This window comes from Brevundimonas sp. UYEF29 (assembly GCF_040546195.1).
Taxonomy (GTDB): Bacteria; Pseudomonadota; Alphaproteobacteria; order Caulobacterales; family Caulobacteraceae; genus Brevundimonas; species Brevundimonas huaxiensis.
Window position 1 is genome coordinate 365518 of record NZ_JBEPNH010000001.1, and the last position, 20459, is coordinate 385976.

Genomic DNA, 20459 nt, shown 5'->3' on the forward strand with positions numbered 1-20459 from the left:
ACACGAAGCCATCCTTGCAGCGGCGGCCTCGCCCCGACTATACGCGACGATTGACGCCAATATCGGCCAGTCCCGGGTTTTCGAATGCTCACCGCCTTCCGCGCCTTCTCTCGATCCAAATGGGCGGCCGCCCTGCTTGTCCTGATCGCGATCAGCTTCGTGATCGTCGGCGCGCGGATGGATGTCTTCTCCAACCTGGGACCGAAGCACGTCATCGATGCGGGCGACCGTTCGATGAACGAAGCCGAGTTCCGCACCGCCTTCGATCAGGTGCGTGAGCGGCTGCAGCAGCAGGTCGGCCGCCCCCTGACGAACCAGGAGCTGGTGGCGGAAAACATCCACGTCCGCTTTCTGACCGAGCAGACGCAGCAGCTGGGCTTCCTGAACTGGGCCTACAAGGCCGGCATCCGCCCGGGCAAGGAGCTGATCGTCAAGCAGATCCGCCAGATCCCGGCCTTCTTCAACTCGGTCACCGGCCAGTTCGACCAGCAGGCCTATGAGGCGGCTCTTGCGCAGCAGAACCTGACGCCCGCCATGCTGGAGCAAGACCTGCGCGACCAATATGCGACCGAGCATTTCGGCGCCGCCGTCTTCGCCGGCGCCCGCGTGCCTCGCATCTATGGCGCGCTGCTGGCCGGTTCCGCCTTCGAAAGCCGCGATGGGCGCTGGTTCGAGGTGACCCCGGCGATGGCCGGTCAGATCCCCGCCCCGACTGACGCCCAGTTGAACGCCTTCATCCAGGAGAACGCCGACCGCCTGCGCGCGCCCGAGTTCCGCATGGTGTCGGTAGTTCTGTTCACGCCTGAGGCTTCGGCCAATGCGCCGATCTCGGAAGACCGCATCCGCGAGCGTTTCGAGTTCAAGAAGGATACGCTGAGCAAGCCCGAGACGCGCTCGTTCGTCACCCTGACCGCGCCGAACCGCGAGACGGCCCAGAAGATCGCCGCCGCCCTGCGCGCGGGCCAATCGCCCGCCGACGTCGGCCGCGCCAACAACATCACCCCTGCCGCCTTCAACGAGACCCCCCGCTCGGCCATCGGCGACGCCGCGACCGCAGCCGCCGTCTTCGGCCTGCAAGCCAATCAGGTGTCCAACCCGGTCCAGGCCGGTGTCGGCTTCGCCGTCGCCAAGGTTACGGCCGTTCAGCCAGCCGCGCCCGCCACGCTCGACAGCGCTCGCGAGGAGATGATCCAGGAACTGCGCGCCGAGGACGTGAAGACCCAGACCTACGCCAAGGTCGAGAAGTACGAAGCCGCCCGCACGGCCGGCAAGAACCTGGCTGACGCCGCGCGTGAGGCCGGCGGTCGCATCGTCGATCTGCCGCCCTTCACCAAGGACGGCAAACTGCCGAACGGTCAGGCGCTGAACGCCCCGCCGCAAATCTTCGAGACGGCCTGGAGCCTGACCAAAGGCGGCGAGAGCGACGTCATCGACGCCGGTCAGGGCCAGTATTTCGCCGTGCGCGTCAACGACATCCGCCCGTCGGCCCTGCCGACCCTGGCCGAGGTTCGCGAGCCCCTGGCCGCCCAATGGATCCAGCGGGAAACCATGCGTCGCCTCTCGGCCAAGGCCGAAGAGCTGACGACCCGCGTGCGCAATGGCGAGGACATCGCCGCGGTCGCCCGCTCGGTCAATGCGCCGCTGACCGTGCGCACCGGCGTCATCCGCAATCAGCAGACCCAGGAAGCCTTGGGTCAGGGCGTGCTTCAGGGTCTGTTCGGCCAGTCCAAGGGCCAGGCCTTCTCGCAGCCGGCGTCGCAGACCGCCTATGTGGTCGGCCGCGTCGACAACGTCCGCGCCGCCAATCCGGCCGTAGCCGGACCGCTGGCCGAGCAGGTCCGCCCGCGCCTGACCCAGGAGTTGGTGCAGGCCATGGTCGAGTCGTCCGTCTCGGCGGGCGCCCAGCGCTCCAAGGCCAAGAACGATCCGGCCCAGGCGCTGTCGGCCCTGGGTCTGTCGGGTGGCGCAACGCCCGCCGCACCGGCGCAATGACCGACGACGTTTCACGCGACGTCACGTTCGACGCCTTCGCCGCCGGCCTTTTGGCCGGTCGGCCGCAGGTCCTGGTTCGCCGGGTCATCGACGACCTGGAAACCCCGGTCTCGGCCTATCTGAAGCTGGGACGCGATCGGCCGTACGCCTGCCTGCTGGAATCGGTCGAGGGCGGCGCGGTCAAGGGACGCTACTCCATCCTGACGCTGGATCCCGATGTGGTCTGGCGTTGTCGATCCAACGTGGCGGAACTGTCGCGCGGGTCCGCCATAGGCAAAGGTCGATTCGCGGCCGAAACGCTCCCTGCGCTGCAATCCCTGCGCGCGCTGATCGCGGCGTCGAAGTTCGATCTGCCGGAGGGACTGCCGCCGATGGCAGCCGGCCTGTTCGGCGTCTTCGGCTACGACATGGTGCGCCTGCTGGAACCGCTGGGTGCGCCCAACCCCGATCCGCTCGATCTGCCCGACGCCGTGCTGACGCGGCCGTCGCTGGTGGCCATCTTCGATTCGGTCCGCCACGAGATCGTTCTAGTGTCGGCCGCCTATCCCGACGCCGGCATGTCAGCGCATGACGCTTTCGACGCCGCGACGGCGCGGCTGGACGCGTTCGAGACGGCCTTGCGCGAACCCTTGCCCGTCCGCGCCGCTCCGCAGCAAACGCCGCCTCCCGTCTTCACTTCGCCGGTTGACGAGCCGGCCTTCGGCGGGATGGTCGCCAGGGCCAAGGACTATATCGGCGCCGGCGATATCTTCCAGGTCGTGCTCAGCCATCGGTTCTCAGCCCCGTGGACGGACGATCCGTTCGCCTTTTATCGCTCGCTGCGTCGCCAGAACCCATCGCCCTATCTGTTCTATCTGAACTTCGAAGGCTTCCAGCTCGCCGGCTCCAGTCCCGAGATCCTGGTTCGACTGAAGGACGGCGAGGTCACGATCAGGCCGCTGGCCGGCACACGCATGCGCGGCGCGACGCCAGAGGCGGACAAGGCGCTGGAAATCGAACTGCTGGCTGATCCGAAAGAGCTTGCCGAGCACCTGATGCTGCTGGACCTGGGACGCAACGATGTGGGGCGCGTCGCGGCGCCCGGCACGGTCGAGGTCACTGAGAGCTTCGTCGTCGAACGCTACAGCCAGGTCATGCACATCGTCTCCAACGTGCGCGGCAAGGCTGATCCCAGGCTGGATGCGGTGGACACGCTGCTGGCCGCCCTGCCGGCCGGCACCCTGTCGGGCGCGCCCAAAGTGCGCGCGATGGAGATCATTGACGAACTGGAAAGCGAAAAGCGCGGCGTCGGTTATGGCGGCGGCGTCGGCTATATTTCGGCCGGCGGCGAAGCGGATATCTGCATTACCCTGCGCACCGCCCTGTTCGCAGACGACCGGATCTTTGTTCAGGCCGGAGCCGGCGTCGTCGCCGACAGCGATCCTGCGGCCGAATATGCCGAGACCCAGCACAAGGCGCGCGCGCCGATGCGGGCGGCGGAGGACGCCTGGCGGTTTAGGACCGGCAATCGCTAGCGCGAAATCGTCATCGCCGGGTCGTTGAACTGCACGCGGGGTCCGATGATGACGACGCCCGCCATCAAAACCGCCGCAGTCGCTGCGAACGCGGCTGCGCCAAGCGCGGCGACGGGGTTGGGCTTGGTCTCGACCACGACCAGCTTCGCCTTGGCGGCGGCGATCTTGGCGGCGATGTCTTTTTCAGCGGCGAGTTTCACCCGCCCAGTCCTAGTACCGTCGAGTTAAAATGCGCTTTAAGGCCGCGCCCGCTTGGCGCGGACGCGCGTCACGCCTAGAAGCCAAGCCATGATCCTCGTCGTCGATAACTACGACAGCTTCACCTACAACCTCGTCCACTACCTCGCGGAGTTGGGCGCGCCGACGCATGTGGTGCGCAACGACGACCTGACGGTGGACGAGGCGTGGGCGCTGAACCCCGCCGCCGTTCTGCTGTCGCCCGGCCCGTGCGCGCCCGATCAGGCCGGCATCTGCCTGCCGTTGATCACGACCGCGCCAGAATCGATGCCGATCCTGGGCGTGTGCCTGGGTCATCAGGCCATCGGCCAGGCCTTCGGCGGCGACGTCATTCGCGCCAAGACCCTGATGCACGGCAAGACCTCGCCGATCCTGCACGAGGGCCAGAGCGTCTTCGCCGGCCTGCCCTCGCCCTTCACCGCCACGCGCTATCACTCGCTGGCGGTCAGGCGCGAAACCCTGCCCGACGATCTGGAGGTCACCGCCTGGACCGCCGACGGCGAGATCATGGGTTTGCAGCATCGCACCCGCCCGATCCACGGCGTGCAGTTCCACCCGGAATCCATCGCCACCGAACACGGTCACGATATGCTGGCCAACTTCCTTGAGATCGCCGGCGTAAAGCGCCTCGCGGCCGCCTGACCGTGGGCGACGGGTTCAAGCCGATCCTCGCCCGACTGGTCGAGGGCCATCCCCTGACGTCCCAGCAGGCGCACGACTTCTTCGCCGCCTGCCTGCGCGGCGAGCCGACCCCGTCGCAAGTCGCCGCCGCCGTCACCGCCATGCGGATGCGCGGCGAGACCGTGGACGAGATCGCCGCCTTCGCGGGCGCGATGCGCGAGGCCGCCCTGACGCTGGATCACCCCTATGAGGTGATCGACACCTGCGGCACCGGGGGCGACGGTCAGCACACCTACAATATCTCGACCGCCGCAGCCCTGGTTCTGGCCGGCGCCGGTCTGAAGGTCGCCAAGCATGGCAATCGGGCGATGTCATCGAAATCAGGCTCTTCCGACGTCCTGTCGATCCTGGGGGTGAACCTGATGGTGTCGCAGGCGCAGCAGAAGAAGGCGCTGAACGAGGCGGGGATCTGTTTCCTGTTCGCGCCTGCCTATCACGGGGCGATGCGTCATGTCGGGCCGGTGCGGGCCGAGATCGGTTTTCGCACCGTCTTCAACCTGTTGGGACCGCTTTCGAACCCGGCGTCTGCAAGACGACAGGTCATGGGCGTCTATGATCCACGCCTGCTGGAGCCGCTGGCCGAAGTGCTGGGCCGGCTGGGCGCCACCCGGGCCTGGACCGTTCACGGCCAGGGCCTGGACGAACTGGCGACTTCCGGCCCCACGGACGTCGCCGAATGGAAGGACGGCGCGGTTCGCCGCTTCCAGGTCACGCCCGAGGATGCCGGCCTGCCGCGTGCCTCTATCGCAGACATTCGCGGCGGCGACGCCGAGGAGAACGCCGTCGCCCTGCGCGCGCTTCTGGCAGGCGCGACTGGCCCTTACCGCGACATCGTGCTGCTGAACGCCGCCGCCGCCCTCGTGGTGTCGGATCGCGCGGCCGATCTGGCCGAGGGCGCCGCGCTCGCCGCTGCCGCGATCGATGACGGTCGAGCCGCCGTGGCGCTGGATCGCCTGGCCCGCATCACCTCCACGCCGCTGGAAAGCGAAGAGCCCGCATGACCGACGTTCTGGACCGCATCGCCGCCTACAAGCGCGAGGACGTCGCCGCCCGCAAGGCAGCGACTTCACAGGACGCGATCGAAGCCTTGGCCCGCGCCGCATCGGCTCCACGCGGCTTTCGCGCTGCCTTGGAACGTGTGGGCGAGGAAACCGGTCGTCCCGCCCTGATCGCCGAGATCAAGAAGGCCAGCCCCTCCAAGGGCCTGATCCGGCCCGATTTCCATCCGCCGGCTCTGGCCCGCGCCTATGAGGCCGGCGGCGCGGCCTGTCTGTCGGTGCTGACCGATGGTCCCAGCTTCCAGGGCGACGACGCCTATCTGGCCCAGGCCCGCGAGGCCGTCGCCCTGCCCTGCCTGCGCAAGGATTTCCTGGTCGATCCCTGGCAGGTAGCCGAAAGCCGCGTCCTTGGCGCCGACTGCATCCTGATCATCCTCGCCATGATCGATGACAGCCTGGCCGCTGAACTGCTGTCGGAAGCCGAACGCTTTGGGATGGACGCGCTCATCGAGACCCACGACGAGGAAGAAATGGCGCGCGCCTGTGCGCTCGGCGGCGATCTGGTGGGAGTCAATAATCGCTCGCTGCGCACGTTCGAGGTCGATCTGGAAACCACGGAACGGCTGTCGATGCTCAGCCCCGTGCGCGCTCTGCTGGTCGCCGAGAGCGGCATCTTCACGCCCGACGACGTGGCGCGCGTCTCGGCTGCCCATGCCCAGGCGATCCTGGTTGGCGAAAGCCTGATGCGGCAGGCCGATGTCGAGGCCGCCACCCGTCAGCTGCTGGCGGTCTGAGCCGAAGCGCGGCGGCAAGCCTCGCCGTTAAGTTGACATTAGCAAGGAACACTTACAGAACATCGACAAATGTTCACGGCCCGTTCCGATTCGTCGGCGGGCGCATGAGGGCCTGGCGATGCTCACGCGCAAACAGCACGAACTGCTGATGTTCATCCATGAACGCATCCAGGAGACCGGCGTCTCCCCTTCGTTCGACGAGATGAAGGAGGCGCTCGATCTGGCTTCCAAGTCCGGCATTCACCGGCTCATTACGGCGCTGGAGGAACGCGGCTTCATCCGTCGTCTCGCTCACCGCGCCCGCGCGTTGGAAGTCACGAAACTGCCCGAGCAGGCGACGGCCGGCGCGCCGCGCGGTCGCGCCGGGTTCAAGCCCGACGTCATCGAGGGCGGCGGCGGTGTCAGACCTGCGGCTCCGATGGCGGCCAACGACACCCGCGAACTGCCGCTGATGGGCAAGATCGCCGCCGGCACGCCGATCGACGCGATCGAGCATGAAACCGCCCGCTATCCGGTTCCGGAATCGATGCTGGGTTCTGGCGAGCACTACCTGCTGGAGATCGAAGGCGACTCCATGATCGAAGCCGGTATCCTGAATGGCGACATGGTGGTGATCAAATCGACCGACAACGCTGCCTCCGGCGAGATCGTGGTGGCTCTGGTGGAGGGGGAGCAGGCGACGCTGAAGCGCCTACGCAAGAAGGGCGCGTCGATCGCGCTGGAACCCGCCAACCGTAACTACGAGACCAAGATCTACGGCTCCGATCAAGTCGCCGTCCAGGGCAAGCTGGTCGGCCTCATGCGCCGGTATCACTGACCTCCGGATCGGACTGACGCGTCCAGGGGCGGTCGCCGCGAACGTCGGCCGTCCACACCGCGCGCCATCGATTCGGGGCGTCCGAGCGGACGCGCCACAACTCCACCGCCCCACCCCGCGCAAAATCCACGCCGTCCAGGACAAGGCGATCCTGACACGCGCTGGGGATCGAAGTGACGACGGCGCGGACGCTGACGACAGGCGCTGCACGGCATAACGTTTCCATCTGGTCGGAGCTCGGCGACTTTCGCCCCCACCAGATCGCCACCGGCCCCGCTTCATCGGTGTCCGGTCGACAGGAGAATCGGTTGCAGACCCAGCCCGTCTCCGACCGGTCCGTCATCGTCAGCCCCCGTCTCCGTGACCAGAGATCGACTGCAAATTCGCGCACGCCAGGCCGCACGACGACCGCCGCCTGGTCACGATGAAAGGCGGCGTTCGTCCCGCCATCGCCAATCCAGAGGTCCGGCGTCGGTTCACGCGGCCAGATCAGGACCGCAGCTGCGAACGGCAATCCCAACCAGCGCAGGCGGCCCTGCCACAGACAGACGAACAGCACGCCCAGAAAGGCGATCGGCAGGACATAGTTCGGCGCGCTGGCGACGGTTCTGACCGCGCCGGGCAATCCCGCCGTCCACGTGCCGATCGCCAGCATCAGGTCGACGCCCCAGCCCGCGACCGCCAGAAACGGTCCGCCGAGCCCCAAAGGCTCAAGCGCTGCGCCCAGAGCCAGCGCCGGCATCAGGATGAAGTCCGCCACGGGCGACGTGCCGAGATTGGCGAGCAGTCCGTACATGGCGGTGCGGTTGAAATGCTGCATGGCGAACGGTCCCGTCGCCAATCCTGCGACGACGCTGGCTGCCACAGCCGCCGTCAACCAACCGCCCAGCCGTTGGACTGCCAGGATCGGCCAAGGCGCGGATATTTCGCGCGGGCGCTTCGGCCAGGCCTCGACCAAAGCGACCAAGGCCGCCGTCGCCGCAAACGACATCTGGAAACCGGGCGTGACGATCGCCTCAGGCTGGATCGCCAGAACGATGAAGGCCGCGACCGCCAGGCCGTGCATCGTCACCGCCTGCCGATCGAGCAGGATGGCGAGAAAGGCGATGGAGGCGGTGATGGCGGCCCGCTCGGCCGGAGGCGGCGCGCCCGACACCACCAGATAGACCCCGACCGCCGTCAGGCCCGCCAATGCCGCGACCTTCTTGCCGTGAACCCGCAGGGCCAACCAAGGCCAAGCTGCGACGCCCAGCCGCACGGCGAAGAAGACGAAACCGCCGACGATGGCCATATGCAGCCCTGATACCGACAGGATGTGCGCCAGGCCGGAATCGCGCATCACATCCATGTCCTCCTGACTGATCCAGGTTTCATGGCTGGTGGTCATGGCGGCGGCGATCCCGCCGGTCCGTTCGCCGAGCCGTGCCACGATCCTCTCCGCCAGCGCGAAGCGAGCGCTGTTGATCGCCATTTCAAGTCGAAGGCGCCACGGCGGCGGGGCCAGATCGGCCCCACGCGTTTCGCCCAAGGCGAACGCCACGCCGCCCATCCCCTGAAAGAAGGCGTTGCGCCCGAAGTCGTAGGCGCCGGGGCTGGCGGGCGCAGGCGGCGGATTCAGAATGCCGAACAGGCGGATCGCTTCGCCGGGCCGCGGCGGCTCGCCCCGCACCGTCGCCCGCAAGCGCACCGGCGTCTGCTCGGGCGTCAGTCCGCGAATCCAGACCGGCGCGATCACGACCCGCGCGCCGCGCTGACCCGGGCTGTCGACATCGGCGACCCAGGCTTCGATCACGGTCGGTTCGCTGAGGACGGGCGCGATCGGCGCGGCGACGGCTTCGGTGCGCACCTTGGCTACCGCCAGCCCGCCTGAAACGCAGGCCAGCATCAAGAGCAGCCAGGTCAGGCGCCGCGACCCGCCACGCCGGCGCGCCACGACCCACAGCCCAAAGGCCAAGGCGGCGCCCAGCAACAAGGGCCACAAGACCGGTTCGGCTCGCAGGGCGAAATAGACGCCGCTGCCCGCGCCGAATGCGACCGGCGCCCATAGCCGCCATCTCAGGGTCTGGGCGGCGACCTCGGCGTCCAGCCAGGCGCGCAATCGCGCAGCGGGGGTAGGTTTTGCCGCATCGGGGCGTATAAGGGCCTCGCTTACGGACCCCTCCCCCATGACCTCACCTTCCTCGACTGTCGTCACCCGCTTCGCCCCCTCGCCGACAGGCTATCTGCATATCGGCGGGGCGAGAACCGCTTTGTTCAACTGGCTGTACGCCAAGCGACACGCTGGACGTTTCCTGATCCGTGTCGAGGATACCGACCGCGAACGTTCGACCGATGAGGCGGTGAAGGCCATCTTCGATGGTCTGAGCTGGCTGGAGCTGTTCTCCGACGACGAGCCAGTGTTTCAGTTCAGCCGGGCCGACCGCCACCGCGAGGTGGTCGATCAACTGCTCGAAACCGGCCATGCCTATCGCGACTTCGCCTCGGCCGAGGAGACCGGTCGTCTGCGTGACGAGGCCAAGGCTGAAAAGCGCACTTTCGAATCGCCCTGGCGCGACCGTGAGCCGACCGTGGACGACCTGGCGCTGCCGCACGTCGTGCGCTTCCGTCGGCCAAAGGCGACGACGGTCACGGTGGCCGATGAGGTCCAGGGCGACGTGAACTGGTCGACCGACGACTTGGACGATCTGGTGCTGCTGCGTTCGGACGGCGCGCCGACCTATAACCTCGCCGTCGTCGTGGACGACCACGACATGGGCGTGACCCACGTCATTCGCGGCGACGATCATCTGAACAACGCCGCGCGCCAGAGCCTGATCTACGATGCGCTGGGCTGGACGCGCCCGACCTTCGCCCACATCCCCCTGATCCACGGACCGGACGGCGCGAAGTTGTCGAAGCGTCACGGCGCCCAGGCGGTGCATGAATATGCCGAGATGGGCTATTTGCCCGAGGCCATGCGCAACTATCTGGCCCGCCTGGGCTGGGCGCACGGCGACGACGAACTGTTCAGCGACGCCCAGGCCATCGCATGGTTCGATCTCGCCGGCATCGGCAAGGCGCCGGCCCGTCTGGACTTCGATAAACTGGCCCACGTCAATTCGCACTGGCTGCGCCTCGCCGACGATGAACGGCTCGCCAAGCTGACGCTGGATGCGCATCTGCTGAAGGGCCACGCCCTGGCGGAGGCGGACGAAGCCCGCCTCCAGCGCGCCATGCCTTTCGTCAAGGACCGCGCCAAGACGATCCTCGATCTAACCGACCAAACCGCCTTCGTGCTGAAATCGCGCCCGCTGACCCTGGACGACAAGGCGCAGGCGCTGCTGTCCGGTGAGACGCTGGATCGCCTCGCCCGCTTGCGCGAACGGCTGTCCCTGTTCCAATCCTGGGATGTCTTCGCACTGGAAGCCGAGCTCAAGGCCTTTGCGGAATCCGAGGGCGTCGGGTTCGGAAAAATCGGCCCGCCGATGCGCGCGGCGCTTACCGCAGGGTCAACATCACCTGATATTGCACGAACTTTGTCGGCTCTTGGGCGCGACGAAAGTCTCGGGCGCTTGGATGATGCGCTGCAACAGACTAAGTGATCACCCACAAACCAAAAAGCGGCCGACGCCTCCCCGCGCCTGGACGTGTGATGCAAAGGGGCATTCATGACTGAACAAGCCAAACCCGCCGGCTCGGCGACCCTGTCCTTCGAGGACAAGACGATCGAGTTGCCGGTCCTTTCGGGCTCCACCGGCCCGGACGTCATCGACATCCGCAAACTCTATGCGGGAACGGGCGCCTTCACCTTCGATCCCGGCTTCACCTCGACGGCGGCCTGTGAATCGGCTCTGACCTATATCGACGGCGACGCCGGCGTGCTGCTGCACCGCGGCTATCCGATCGACCAGCTGGCGTCGAAGTCGAACTTCGTGGAGGTCTGCCACCTGCTGCTGCACGGCGAACTGCCGACCGCCGCTCAGTATGAGAAGTTCGAAAACAGCATCACCACCCACACGATGCTGCACAGCCAGTTCGATCGCTTCTTCGAAGGCTTCCGCCGCGACGCCCACCCGATGGCGATCATGGTCGGCACCGTCGGCGCCCTGTCGGCCTTCTATCACGACAGCCTGGACATCCACGATCCGATCCAGCGTGACATCTCGGCCATTCGCCTGATCGCCAAGATGCCCACGATCGCGGCCCGCGCCTACAAATACCATATTGGCCAGCCGTTCGTTTCGCCGCGCAACGACCTGTCCTACGCCGAGAACTTCCTGCGCATGTGCTTCGCCGTGCCGGCCGAGGACTATCACGTCGATCCGGCCCTGGTCCGCGCCATGGACCGCATCTTCACCCTGCATGCCGACCACGAGCAGAACGCCTCGACCTCGACCGTGCGTCTGGCCGGTTCGTCGGGCGCCAATCCGTTCGCCTGTATCGCCGCCGGCATCGCCTGCCTGTGGGGCCCGTCGCACGGCGGCGCCAACGAAGAAGCGCTGACGATGCTCAAGGAAATCGGCACCCCGGACAAGATCCCGGAGTTCATTCAGGGCGTGAAGGACCGCAAGTACAAGCTGATGGGCTTCGGCCACCGCGTGTACAAGAACTACGACCCGCGTGCGAAGGTCATGCAGCAGTCGGCCTATGAAGTGCTGGCCGCCACGGGCCGCGAAAACGATCCGCTGTTCCTGGTCGCCAAGGAGTTGGAGAAGGTCGCCCTGTCGGACGAATACTTCACCTCGCGCAAGCTGTTCCCGAACGTCGACTTCTATTCGGGCATCACGCTGTCGGCGATGGGCTTCCCGACCACCATGTTCACCGTCCTGTTCGCCCTGGCCCGCACCGTGGGCTGGATCTCGCAGTGGCAGGAAATGATGGCCGATCCGTCGCAGAAGATCGGTCGCCCGCGTCAGCTCTACACGGGCCCGACCCAGCGCGATTACGTGCCGATCGAACAGCGCGGCTGAGACGAAGGCTAGAATGCGAAACGCCGGGGAGACATCCCCGGCGTTTTTCTTTGTCGTCAGACCAGCTTCAAATCCGCGAACCGGGCGGCCAGGTCGTCCAGATCACGGTGCATATGGGCCACGCCGATCGCAGCAGCCCCCAGAGCCACGTCGTCGCCCTCGACAGCCATGGAGAGGGCCAGGCTTTGGTCGATCGCGCCCATGGGCTGGGCGGCCCTGCCCTGAGACAGAGCCTTGAGTTGCTCCACCGCGCGCTCCGCATCCTGTGACCAGGGATCCAGCCGGGCGCCCGCACCCTCGGCCTGGAAACCGCGCCCCAGGATGACGATGTCGCTGCGCACGCGCCAGAAGGCGCGCACGAGCGCAGCCCGGTCGGCGGTCTCACGTTGCGGACCGGGGAGATCGATGACGTTCTTGGCGGCCTGACCCAACGCATCCAGCCGCCGCTTCAGATCGGCATGACGGCGCGAAATCTCGGACGCATCCTCCGGGTCGGCCTTAGACACCAGAGCCAGCAGCGCCGCCGCCTCGCCCGCCGCCTCGCGCGCCTGAAGTTTGAAGGACTGCCTGGCATGGCGCGGGAACAGGGCCAGGATCGCCAGCACGCCCACGCCGCTGCCGACCAAGATTTCCATCACCCGATCCAGCGCGAGGGACGCCGGCCCTTCCGCGCCCGTCCCGCCGGCGATGACGATGGTCGCCGTCACGGGCGCGACCTTCAGCCAAGGCCGCCCGCCTGCCAGGAAGGCCAGCAGCCCGGCGGAGACGGCGATGCTCAGCGCCATGCTTTCCAGGCCCGGCGGACGAAGGAAGGCGAAGACCGCCCCCGCCAGCGCTCCGGTCGCCGTACCGATGGCCCGGTCGCGCGCAACGGTCAGGACGCCGCCGCCGACGCTCGCCTGAATGACGACGATGGCGGAAATCACGCTCCAGTACGGGTGCGGCAGGTTCAGCCAGGTCGCGAGATAGAGCGCGGCCATCGCGCCCACCGCCATCTGCAGCGCGGCGCGGACCTCGGCCGCACGTCGCGGACTGAGCGCCCGCGCCATCGTCAGTTCGCCGATTTGGCGGCGATGACCCTGAGCACGGCGTCGGCAGCCAGTTCGGACGGATCCGGGCCTCCGCGCCCCATCAGATCCAAGGCCGCCGTCTGGCGACGCGCCTGTTCGGTCGCCAGGGCCGGGTCGGCCAACAGCCGCCCAACCGCCGCCGTCAGGATGGCCGGGGTCGCCTCGTGCTGAATGAACTCGGGCGCGATCCGGTCGTCAGCCGCGACATTGAACAGTGTGATGTGCTTGGCGGTCACGAACCGCTTCATCAGCTGATAGCTCAGCCCGTCGATCTTGTAGGCGATGACCATCGGCGCGCCCGCCAGCGCCAGTTCGGTCGACACGGTGCCGCTGGTGGCCAGGGCGATGGTCGCGGCGCGCATGGCGTCATATTTTTCGGCTTCGTCGACCAGGTGAACGCGGAAGGGCCAGGCGGCGACGCGGGCCGCAACATCCTGAGCGACCGTCCCCGCGGCGACTACGGCGACTTCCAGGCCCGGGTTCGTGGTCTTCAGTTTTCTGACCGTCGCCTCATAAACGGGGGCCATCCGCGTGATCTCGCTGGGCCGGCTGCCGGGCAGCACTAGGAGAAGCTGCGCATCGGCGGCGATCCCACGACGCGCACGAAACGCTGCACCGTCCGCAGCATCGACATTCACATGAAGCGCCGACGAACCGACCACAGTCGTCGGCAGGCCCTCGCGCTCGAACCAGGGCGCATCAAAGCCATAAAGGGCCAGAAGATGATCGACGGCGCCCGCCAAGGTCTTGGCCCGGCCCGGCCGCGAGGCCCAGACCTGAGGCCCGACGTATTTGATCAGCGGCAGGTCCGGGCGCGCGGCCCGAATCGCCTTGGCCACACGGATCGTGAAGCCCCAACTGTCGATCAGCACCACGGCGTCAGGCTTTTCCCGCTCGGCCAGAGCCGCCGTCTGCTCGACGCGCCGCTTGACCTTGCCATAGGCGCGCAAGCCCTCGATCCAGCCCAGGATCGACAGTTCGGCGATATCGAACGGGCTGGCGACGCCTTCAGCCGTCATCTTGGGCCCGCCGACGCCGACAAAGGCCACATCGTCCCCCAACCGCGCCTTCAACGCCTTGGCCAGACCGGCGCCCAGCGCATCGCCCGAAGCCTCAGCCGCCACCAGCATGATCTTCAGCGGACGGCTCACCGATCCTCGCCCCAGACGAACAGACCCAACCGATCGGCCGTCTCAACGATGGCCGGACGGTCGATCAGAATCAAACGTCCGGCCACACCGCCGATGCCCGCCAGACCCGCCGCCGCCGCCATTTCGACAGTGCGCGGCCCGATCACGGGCATATCGACGCGCAGATCCTGGATCGGCTTGGGCGCCTTGCCGAGCGCGCCTCTGGGGCTATCAACCGCTCCACGCAAGTCGGCGGGCAGATCGGCGACGCGGGTCAGCATGGCGTCCGTGCCTTCCTGCGCCTCGACCGCAAGGACCAGGCCGTCACAGACCACGGCGCCCTGTCCGATATCCAGTTCACCTGATCTTTCGGCGACATGCAGCGCCTTCTTCAGATCGGCTAGCTGCTCGTCGGTCGGCGAGACCGCGCCCAAGGCGCCCGCGCCAAGCGTGTCGCCGCCCAGAATGTCGTCGGCGCCCTCGACGGCGAAGCCTTCGGCCTCGAACACTGACAGGACTTTACGCAGCAGAGCGTCATCCCCTTTGGAGGCCGCGGCGACGATGCCCGGCAACAGGGTCGCCCCCTTGAAGTCGGGTTTCAACGTCTTGAAATCCGGCCGATTGACGATGCCCGCCAGACACACGGTCGTGCAGCGCTCGGCCTTCAACGCCTTCAGGATCGCGCCGATCTGCGCCATGCCGAACTCGGCGCCGGACCAGCGCGCCAGATGCTCATCGGCGAATCCCGCCAGACGGATCACGAAAACCGGCCGCCCGAGCGCATCGCAACGCGCCGCGACGGCCGCCGGCAGATCGCCGCCGCCGGCGATCAGGCCCAGCTTTCCAGCCGCGCTCATTCCGCGTTGGGCAGGCACAGCGGACGCCGCCCGCCGTCGCGGATGAAGGCGATGATCTCCATGATCTCGGGCAGGTCGTAATAGCGTCCCTCCACGCCATCGATCCGACCGGCGAACTCGCCCTCGCCCTCGAACAGATCACGATAGGCAGCGAGCAGACGCCGCACCTGATCCTTGCCGTAGCCCTTGCGCTTCAATCCGATCAGATTCAGCCCACGCAGCCGCGCGTGATTGCCCCAGGCCGAGCCATAGGGGATGACATCGCGCGTCACCGCCGCCAGACCGCCGATGATCGCGCCCTGCCCGACGCGGCCGTTCTGGTGCACCGCGCACAGTCCGCCCAGAAACACCTTGTCCCCGACCTGAGCATGACCGCCCAGGGTCGCGTTGTTGGCCATGACGACATTGTCGCCGACGATGCAGTCGTGACCGACATGGGCGCCGGTCATGAACAGGTTGTTCGAACCCACGACCGTCACACCCGTCCCCTGCGGCGTGCCCCGATTGAAGGTGCAGTGCTCGCGGATCAGGTTGTTCTCGCCGATCTCCAGCCGCACCGTCTCGCCCTTGTAGCCATTGTGCTGCGGATCGCCGCCAATGACGGCGAAGGGATGGATGACCGTACCGGCCCCGACCGTCGTGTCCTGCTGGACCACGACATGGCTGACCAGACGCACATTGTCGCCCAGCACAACATTCGGCCCGACCGTGCACCAGGGGCCGACCTCGACTCCCTCGGCCAGCGTCGCCGTCGCGTCGATCAGAGCCGTGGAATGAACGGTCATCAGGCCGCCGGCCCAGGCGCAGGAGCAGGCACAGTCACGACCATCGCCATGAACTCGGCTTCGGCCGCCAGCTTGCCGTCAATGAAGGTCTCGCCCCGGAACTTGTAGGCGTCGCCCCGCGCGCGGATCACCTTGACCTCCATACGGAGCTGGTCGCCGGGCCGCGCGGGCTTTCTGAAACGAACCCCGTCGATCGACATGAACATGATGACCTTGTCGGCCACCGCGACATCCAGCGTCTTGGACATCAGTAATGCGCCGGTCTGGGCCATGGCCTCGACGATCAACACGCCGGGCATGACGGGATCGATCGGGAAGTGACCGGGGAAGAAGGGCTCGTTGTGGGTGACGTTCTTGATGCCGACAATCGACGTCGCGGGCAAAAAGTCTTCGGCCTTGTCCACCAGCAGGAAGGGATAACGGTGCGGCAGCCGCCGCATCACCTCGGCGTAATCGATCTTGCCTTCGACGGCAGTCGTGTCGCTCATCCCTATGATTCCTTCGGAGCCTTCTTCGATGAGGCCTGTTTGGCGAGCCAGACCGTCTCGCGCAAGAACTGTCGGATCGGACGCGCTGGATAACCCGACCAGGTCTCGCCGGCGGGAACATCGGCCAGCACACCGGCCCCGGCCGCGACGCGCGCGCCCTCGCCGATCGTGATGTGGTCGCCGATCCCCGCCTTGCCGCCGAAGATGACATTGTCGCCCACGGTCACAGAGCCTGAGATACCCGTATTGGCGACCAGCAGACAGTTACGGCCGATGACGCAGTTGTGGCCGACCATGACCAGATTATCGATCTTGGTGTTCTCGCCGATGACGGTGTCGTCATAGGCGCCGCGGTCGATGCAGGAGTTGGCGCCCACCGTCACGCCGTCCTGAAGGATGACGCGGCCCAGTTGGGGAATATCCATGACCCCCGCCGCTGTCCCCGTGGCGCCGAATCCCGCTTCGCCGATCCGGGCGCCGGCATACAGCTTCACCCGGTTGCCGATCAGGGCGAAGGCCACGCTGACGTTGGCGCCGATCACGCAATCCCGGCCGATCTGCACGCCCGGCGCGATGACGCTGTTGGCGCCGATGCGAGACCCGCGACCGATACGGACGCCCTGCCCCAGGATCGCGCCGGGTTCGACCACGACGCTGTCGTCCTCGGCCGCCTCGTCGCGGCTGATCGCTTTGTCCAGGAGTATAGGCCGATGCAGCGCCAGCGACGCCTTGGCCCAGGCGGCTTGCGGCTTGCGCGAGACGATGACAGCGGCGGACGACGGCGCGGCGTCCTTGGCCTCAGCCGACACGATGACGCAGCCGGCCTGGGTCGTCGCCAGCGCAGCGGCGAACTTGCGGTCACCCAAAAACGCGATCGCGCCCCCGTCCGCAGAGGACAAGGGCGCGACGGAGGCGATCATGCGATCCCCGCCCCGCTCGACCTCGCCGCCGATCTTCGCCGCCAGATCGGCGACGCTGAGGGGCGACAGGGTTTCGAAGAAGCGCGGATCAGGCATCGAGACTTAGCGGGCGGCGGCCGGTTGAGCCTGCGTCTGAGCCGGCACGGCCATACGGTTGAAGCTCAGCGTCGGCAGGGCCGTGTTCAGGCGCTGGATCGCCAGATCAGTGACGTCCATGGCCGGGTTCATCATGAAGACGCTCTCGCGGTCCAGCAGCAGGCCGCAGCCCTTTTCCTGATACAGGGCGGTCAGAATCGGCGAGACGGCCTCGGTGATGGCCTGACGTTGCATGCCCAGGGTGTAGCGCAGCTCGTTTTCACGAGTGGCTTCCAGCTGCTGGGCTTCTTGAGCGCGCTGCTGCAGGGCCTGACGGCGCTGTTGCAGTTGGTCGGCCGGCAGGCTGGAGCCCGCCGATTGCAGCTGCTGGGCTTCGGTTTGGATCTGGGTTGCATAAGGTTGCAGCTCGCCCTGAACTTCTTGGGCCAGCTGCTGCATGCGGGCTTCGACGGCCTGGCCGGCCGACGACTGGGCCAGCAGACGCGCGTTGTAATAGACGCAGACGCCGGGGATGACCGGGCCGGGGTTGGCGGGCGCGCCGGCCTGTTGCGCCGAAGCGGCGGTGGCGATGAGCGAAGCAGCGGCGGTCGCCGCAATGATCAGAGCTTTCATGGTGTTTCCTCGTGCGGTCGAAAAAGCCGCGATTAGAACTGAGTGGAGGTCGAGAAGCGGAAGGATTCCGTCTTGTCGTAGTCTTCCTTGGACAGAACCTTGGAGATGTCGAAGCGGATCGGACCCATCGGCGACTTCCAGTGGATGCTGACACCCGCCGACGCGCGCAGCGACAGCTCATCGGCGATGTTGGTGTTCACCGTTCCGGTGGACGTCAGCTTGTAGCGGTCATCCAGCACGCCCAGCGTACCGACATCGGCGAACAGCGAGGTCTTGATGCCGTATTGCTCGGGCAGATAGTTCGGCAGGGTCAACTCGACCGTACCGATGGCGTAGAAGTTGCCGCCTAGGGCGTCGGTCGTATTCAGATCGCGCGGTCCCATACCGGCTGTCTCGAAGCCGCGGAAGCTGTTGCCGCCCTTGAAGAAGCGATCGTTGATGCGGATCGGGTCGCCGTTCCAGCCGCTGACGTAGCCGGTGGAACCCTGAACGCTGACGATCCAGTTCGGCGTAAAGCCGTAGTACCAACTCGCATCGGCCTCGGTCTTCACATAGTTCACGTCGCCGCCCAGACCCGCGAGGTCCTGACGCAGAGACCCGGCCCAGCCGCGCGTCGGACGGATCGGATCGTTGGTGTAGTTGACCTGTAGCGTGTAGCCCGCCGACGAGTTGATGAAGCTGCCGATCTGATCGCAAAGCGCCGAAGATCCCTGCCCCACGCCCGAGCAGAAGCCCGTCGGCACGATGATTTCGTCGGACTTCAGGAAATAGCGCGTGCTGAGCAGCATATTGCCGTTCAGCGGATAGGACAGACGCAGCCCGGCGCCGGTCGAGCGATAGTCGTACGATGAATATTGGCTCAGGTCGTAGCGCGAGTGGAACAGGTCGAAACCGGCGCGAAGATCACGTCCGAGGAACTTCGGCTCGGTGAAGCGGAAGTCGACCTGCTGGCGCAGCGAACCCCACTCCAGACGGGCCACGACGTTCTGGCCGCGTCCGCGGAAGTTCCGCTCCGAGATGCCCAGGTTGACCGTGAAGGAGTCAACGGAGCTGAAGCCCGCGCCGACAGACAGTTCGCCGGTCGGCTGTTCCTGGACATTGACGTTGATGACCGAGCGGTCCGGCGCGCTGCCGCGCGTCTCCTCGACCGTCACGTCCTTGAAGAAGCCCAGGGCGCGCAGGTTGTTGCGCGAGCGCTCCATAAGAGCGCGGTTGAAGGCGTCGCCCTCGGTCAGCAGCAGCTCGCGGCGAATGACCGGGTCGATCGTGCGGGTGTTGCCGACCACATTGATGCGATCGATATAGACGCGCTGGCCCTCGGACACGTTAAAGGTCACATCGACCGTGTCCGTCTCGGGATTGGCCTTGTAGGTCGGATTGATCTCAACGAAGGCATAGCCTGCCGAACCGGCCGCGAACGTCAGGGCGTCGACCGCCTGTTCGATCTTGTCGCTTTCGTACAACTGGCCTTCCCGGATCGGCACCAGGGCCTTCAGGAAGTCGGCGTTAAGCCGGTCGTTCTGGGTGACGACCTTGATCTCACCGAAGTTGTATTTGTCGCCCTCGTTCAGCGTCAGGGTCAGCTGGAACGCCTGATCGTCGGGCTGCAGCTCGGCGACCGAAGACACCACGCGAAAGTCGTAATAGCCGCGGTTGGTGTAAAACTTCCGCAACTGCTCCTGGTCGTATTCCAGGCGGTTGGGATCGTAGTTGTCGTTGTTGGAGAAGAACTTCCACCAGGTCGACTTCTCGGTGACCATCACACCGCGCACGTCACGATCGGAAAACGCCTCGTTGCCCAAGACGTTGATGGCGCTGATGCCGGTCTGTGGGCCTTCGTTGATCTCGAAGATCACATCGACGCGGTTCTGTTCCAACTGGACCAGTTTGGGCGTGACGGTTGCAGAGATGCGGCCCTGCAAGCGATACAGTTCGACGATCGCGCCGACGTCCTCCTGAACCTTGGCGCGGGTATAGATGCCGCGCGGCGCCAGGGTCACTTCCTTGGTCAGCTTGTCCTTCGACAGCGCCTTGTTTCCCTCGAACACCACCTGGTTGATGATCGGGTTCTCGACGATCTGGACGATCAGGTCGCCGTTCTGGATACCAAGTTGCACATCGGCGAACAGGCCCGTGCGCGACAGGGTGCGCACCGCGACGTCCAGCACAGAGGCGTCGACCGCATCACCGGGACGGATCGGCAGATAGGAAAGGACCGTCGTCTGGTCGATCCGCTGCGCGCCCTGCACGATGATGCGATTGATCGTGATCGTCTGCGGCGCAGCGATCTCGACACGCGGTTCGGCAGCGCTCGCCGAGGCCGTCTGGGCTGGCGTTTGAGCCGGCGCAGCAGGCGTCGTCGTCGCCGGAGCGGTCTGGGCCGGCGCAGTCTGCGCCAGCGCAGGCGCGCCCAGCCCAGCAGCGACCGCCAGAGCCAGCAGGCTGGAGCGGGCGCTCAGTCGAACGGCGGCGCGAGAGGTCATGTCATTCATTCGGGAAACCGTCGGGGGCTGGCGTCG

General features: G+C 66.5%; 18 protein-coding genes. 8 read left to right on the forward strand and 10 right to left on the reverse strand.

Going from position 1 to position 20459, the window contains the following annotated elements:
- Positions 1–84 precede the first annotated feature (84 nt).
- Positions 85–1992 (forward strand): peptidylprolyl isomerase, encoded by a 1908-nt coding sequence (locus tag ABIB58_RS01930; protein WP_045811191.1) that lies wholly within the window; start codon positions 85–87, stop codon positions 1990–1992.
- Positions 1989–3506, forward strand: coding sequence for an anthranilate synthase component I (gene trpE, locus ABIB58_RS01935; protein WP_354038796.1), 1518 nt, complete (start codon positions 1989–1991; stop codon positions 3504–3506). The genes ABIB58_RS01930 and trpE overlap by 4 nt, the downstream gene beginning before the upstream one ends.
- Here the strand turns inward: trpE and ABIB58_RS01940 are convergent.
- Positions 3503–3706 carry a peptidoglycan-binding protein gene (locus ABIB58_RS01940; protein WP_354038798.1) on the reverse strand — a complete coding sequence of 68 codons (204 nt, stop codon included), beginning with the start codon at positions 3704–3706 and terminating at the stop codon, positions 3503–3505. The two genes, trpE and ABIB58_RS01940, sit on opposite strands and share 4 nt — an antisense overlap.
- An 88-nt stretch (positions 3707–3794) precedes the next feature.
- Between ABIB58_RS01940 and ABIB58_RS01945 the strand changes: the two genes are divergently transcribed.
- From ABIB58_RS01945 to lexA, 4 genes are all read left to right on the forward strand, one after another.
- Complete coding sequence (locus tag ABIB58_RS01945; protein ID WP_185224216.1) at positions 3795–4385, forward strand: anthranilate synthase component II; 591 nt, start codon at positions 3795–3797, stop codon at positions 4383–4385.
- A 2-nt stretch (positions 4386–4387) separates the two neighbouring features.
- Positions 4388–5425, forward strand: coding sequence for an anthranilate phosphoribosyltransferase (gene trpD, locus ABIB58_RS01950; RefSeq protein WP_354038800.1), 1038 nt, complete (start codon positions 4388–4390; stop codon positions 5423–5425).
- The gene (gene trpC / locus ABIB58_RS01955; RefSeq protein WP_354038802.1) at positions 5422–6216 is read left to right on the forward strand and encodes an indole-3-glycerol phosphate synthase TrpC; all 795 of its coding nucleotides are present in this window, start codon (positions 5422–5424) and stop codon (positions 6214–6216) included. Before trpD ends, trpC begins: the two co-directional genes overlap by 4 nt.
- A gap of 118 nt (positions 6217–6334) precedes the next feature.
- Entirely contained in the window at positions 6335–7033 is a 699-nt protein-coding gene (gene lexA, locus ABIB58_RS01960; protein WP_039247444.1) for a transcriptional repressor LexA, read from the forward strand.
- On the opposite strand, the gene ABIB58_RS01965 is transcribed toward lexA, so the two are convergent.
- The gene (locus ABIB58_RS01965) at positions 7014–9131 is read right to left on the reverse strand and encodes a ComEC/Rec2 family competence protein (RefSeq protein ID WP_354038805.1); all 2118 of its coding nucleotides are present in this window, start codon (positions 9129–9131) and stop codon (positions 7014–7016) included. The two genes, lexA and ABIB58_RS01965, sit on opposite strands and share 20 nt — an antisense overlap.
- 67 nt (positions 9132–9198) lie before the next feature.
- Here ABIB58_RS01965 and gltX point away from each other — a divergent pair, with 67 nt between their 5' ends.
- Both gltX and gltA read left to right on the forward strand, forming a co-directional pair.
- Positions 9199–10614: a glutamate--tRNA ligase gene (gltX, locus tag ABIB58_RS01970; protein ID WP_045811198.1), complete on the forward strand. Its 1416-nt coding sequence runs from the start codon at positions 9199–9201 to the stop codon at positions 10612–10614.
- Positions 10615–10680: 66 nt separating this feature from the next.
- Complete coding sequence (gene gltA / locus ABIB58_RS01975) at positions 10681–11982, forward strand: citrate synthase (protein WP_045811199.1); 1302 nt, start codon at positions 10681–10683, stop codon at positions 11980–11982.
- Between the two features lie 56 nt (positions 11983–12038).
- Here gltA and ABIB58_RS01980 read toward each other — a convergent pair whose 3' ends face one another.
- From ABIB58_RS01980 to bamA, 8 genes are read right to left on the reverse strand one after another with little or no spacing between them, the layout of a single operon-like run.
- The gene (locus tag ABIB58_RS01980; RefSeq protein ID WP_052689552.1) at positions 12039–13031 is read right to left on the reverse strand and encodes an FUSC family protein; all 993 of its coding nucleotides are present in this window, start codon (positions 13029–13031) and stop codon (positions 12039–12041) included.
- Positions 13032–13033: 2 nt separating this feature from the next.
- Positions 13034–14203 carry a lipid-A-disaccharide synthase gene (gene lpxB / locus ABIB58_RS01985; protein ID WP_045811200.1) on the reverse strand — a complete coding sequence of 390 codons (1170 nt, stop codon included), beginning with the start codon at positions 14201–14203 and terminating at the stop codon, positions 13034–13036.
- Positions 14200–15039 (reverse strand): UDP-2,3-diacylglucosamine diphosphatase, encoded by an 840-nt coding sequence (gene lpxI, locus ABIB58_RS01990; RefSeq protein ID WP_354038809.1) that lies wholly within the window; start codon positions 15037–15039, stop codon positions 14200–14202. The genes lpxB and lpxI overlap by 4 nt, the downstream gene beginning before the upstream one ends.
- Entirely contained in the window at positions 15036–15824 is a 789-nt protein-coding gene (gene lpxA, locus ABIB58_RS01995; RefSeq protein ID WP_354038811.1) for an acyl-ACP--UDP-N-acetylglucosamine O-acyltransferase, read from the reverse strand. Before lpxA ends, lpxI begins: the two co-directional genes overlap by 4 nt.
- Entirely contained in the window at positions 15824–16318 is a 495-nt protein-coding gene (gene fabZ, locus ABIB58_RS02000; RefSeq protein ID WP_425340937.1) for a 3-hydroxyacyl-ACP dehydratase FabZ, read from the reverse strand. Before fabZ ends, lpxA begins: the two co-directional genes overlap by 1 nt.
- Positions 16315–17328 (reverse strand): UDP-3-O-(3-hydroxymyristoyl)glucosamine N-acyltransferase, encoded by a 1014-nt coding sequence (gene lpxD / locus ABIB58_RS02005; protein ID WP_354038814.1) that lies wholly within the window; start codon positions 17326–17328, stop codon positions 16315–16317. Before lpxD ends, fabZ begins: the two co-directional genes overlap by 4 nt.
- A gap of 6 nt (positions 17329–17334) precedes the next feature.
- Positions 17335–17940 (reverse strand): OmpH/Skp family outer membrane protein, encoded by a 606-nt coding sequence (locus tag ABIB58_RS02010; protein WP_354038816.1) that lies wholly within the window; start codon positions 17938–17940, stop codon positions 17335–17337.
- A 32-nt stretch (positions 17941–17972) separates the two neighbouring features.
- Positions 17973–20432: an outer membrane protein assembly factor BamA gene (bamA, locus tag ABIB58_RS02015; RefSeq protein ID WP_354038818.1), complete on the reverse strand. Its 2460-nt coding sequence runs from the start codon at positions 20430–20432 to the stop codon at positions 17973–17975.
- Between the last annotated feature and the right edge of the window lie 27 nt (positions 20433–20459).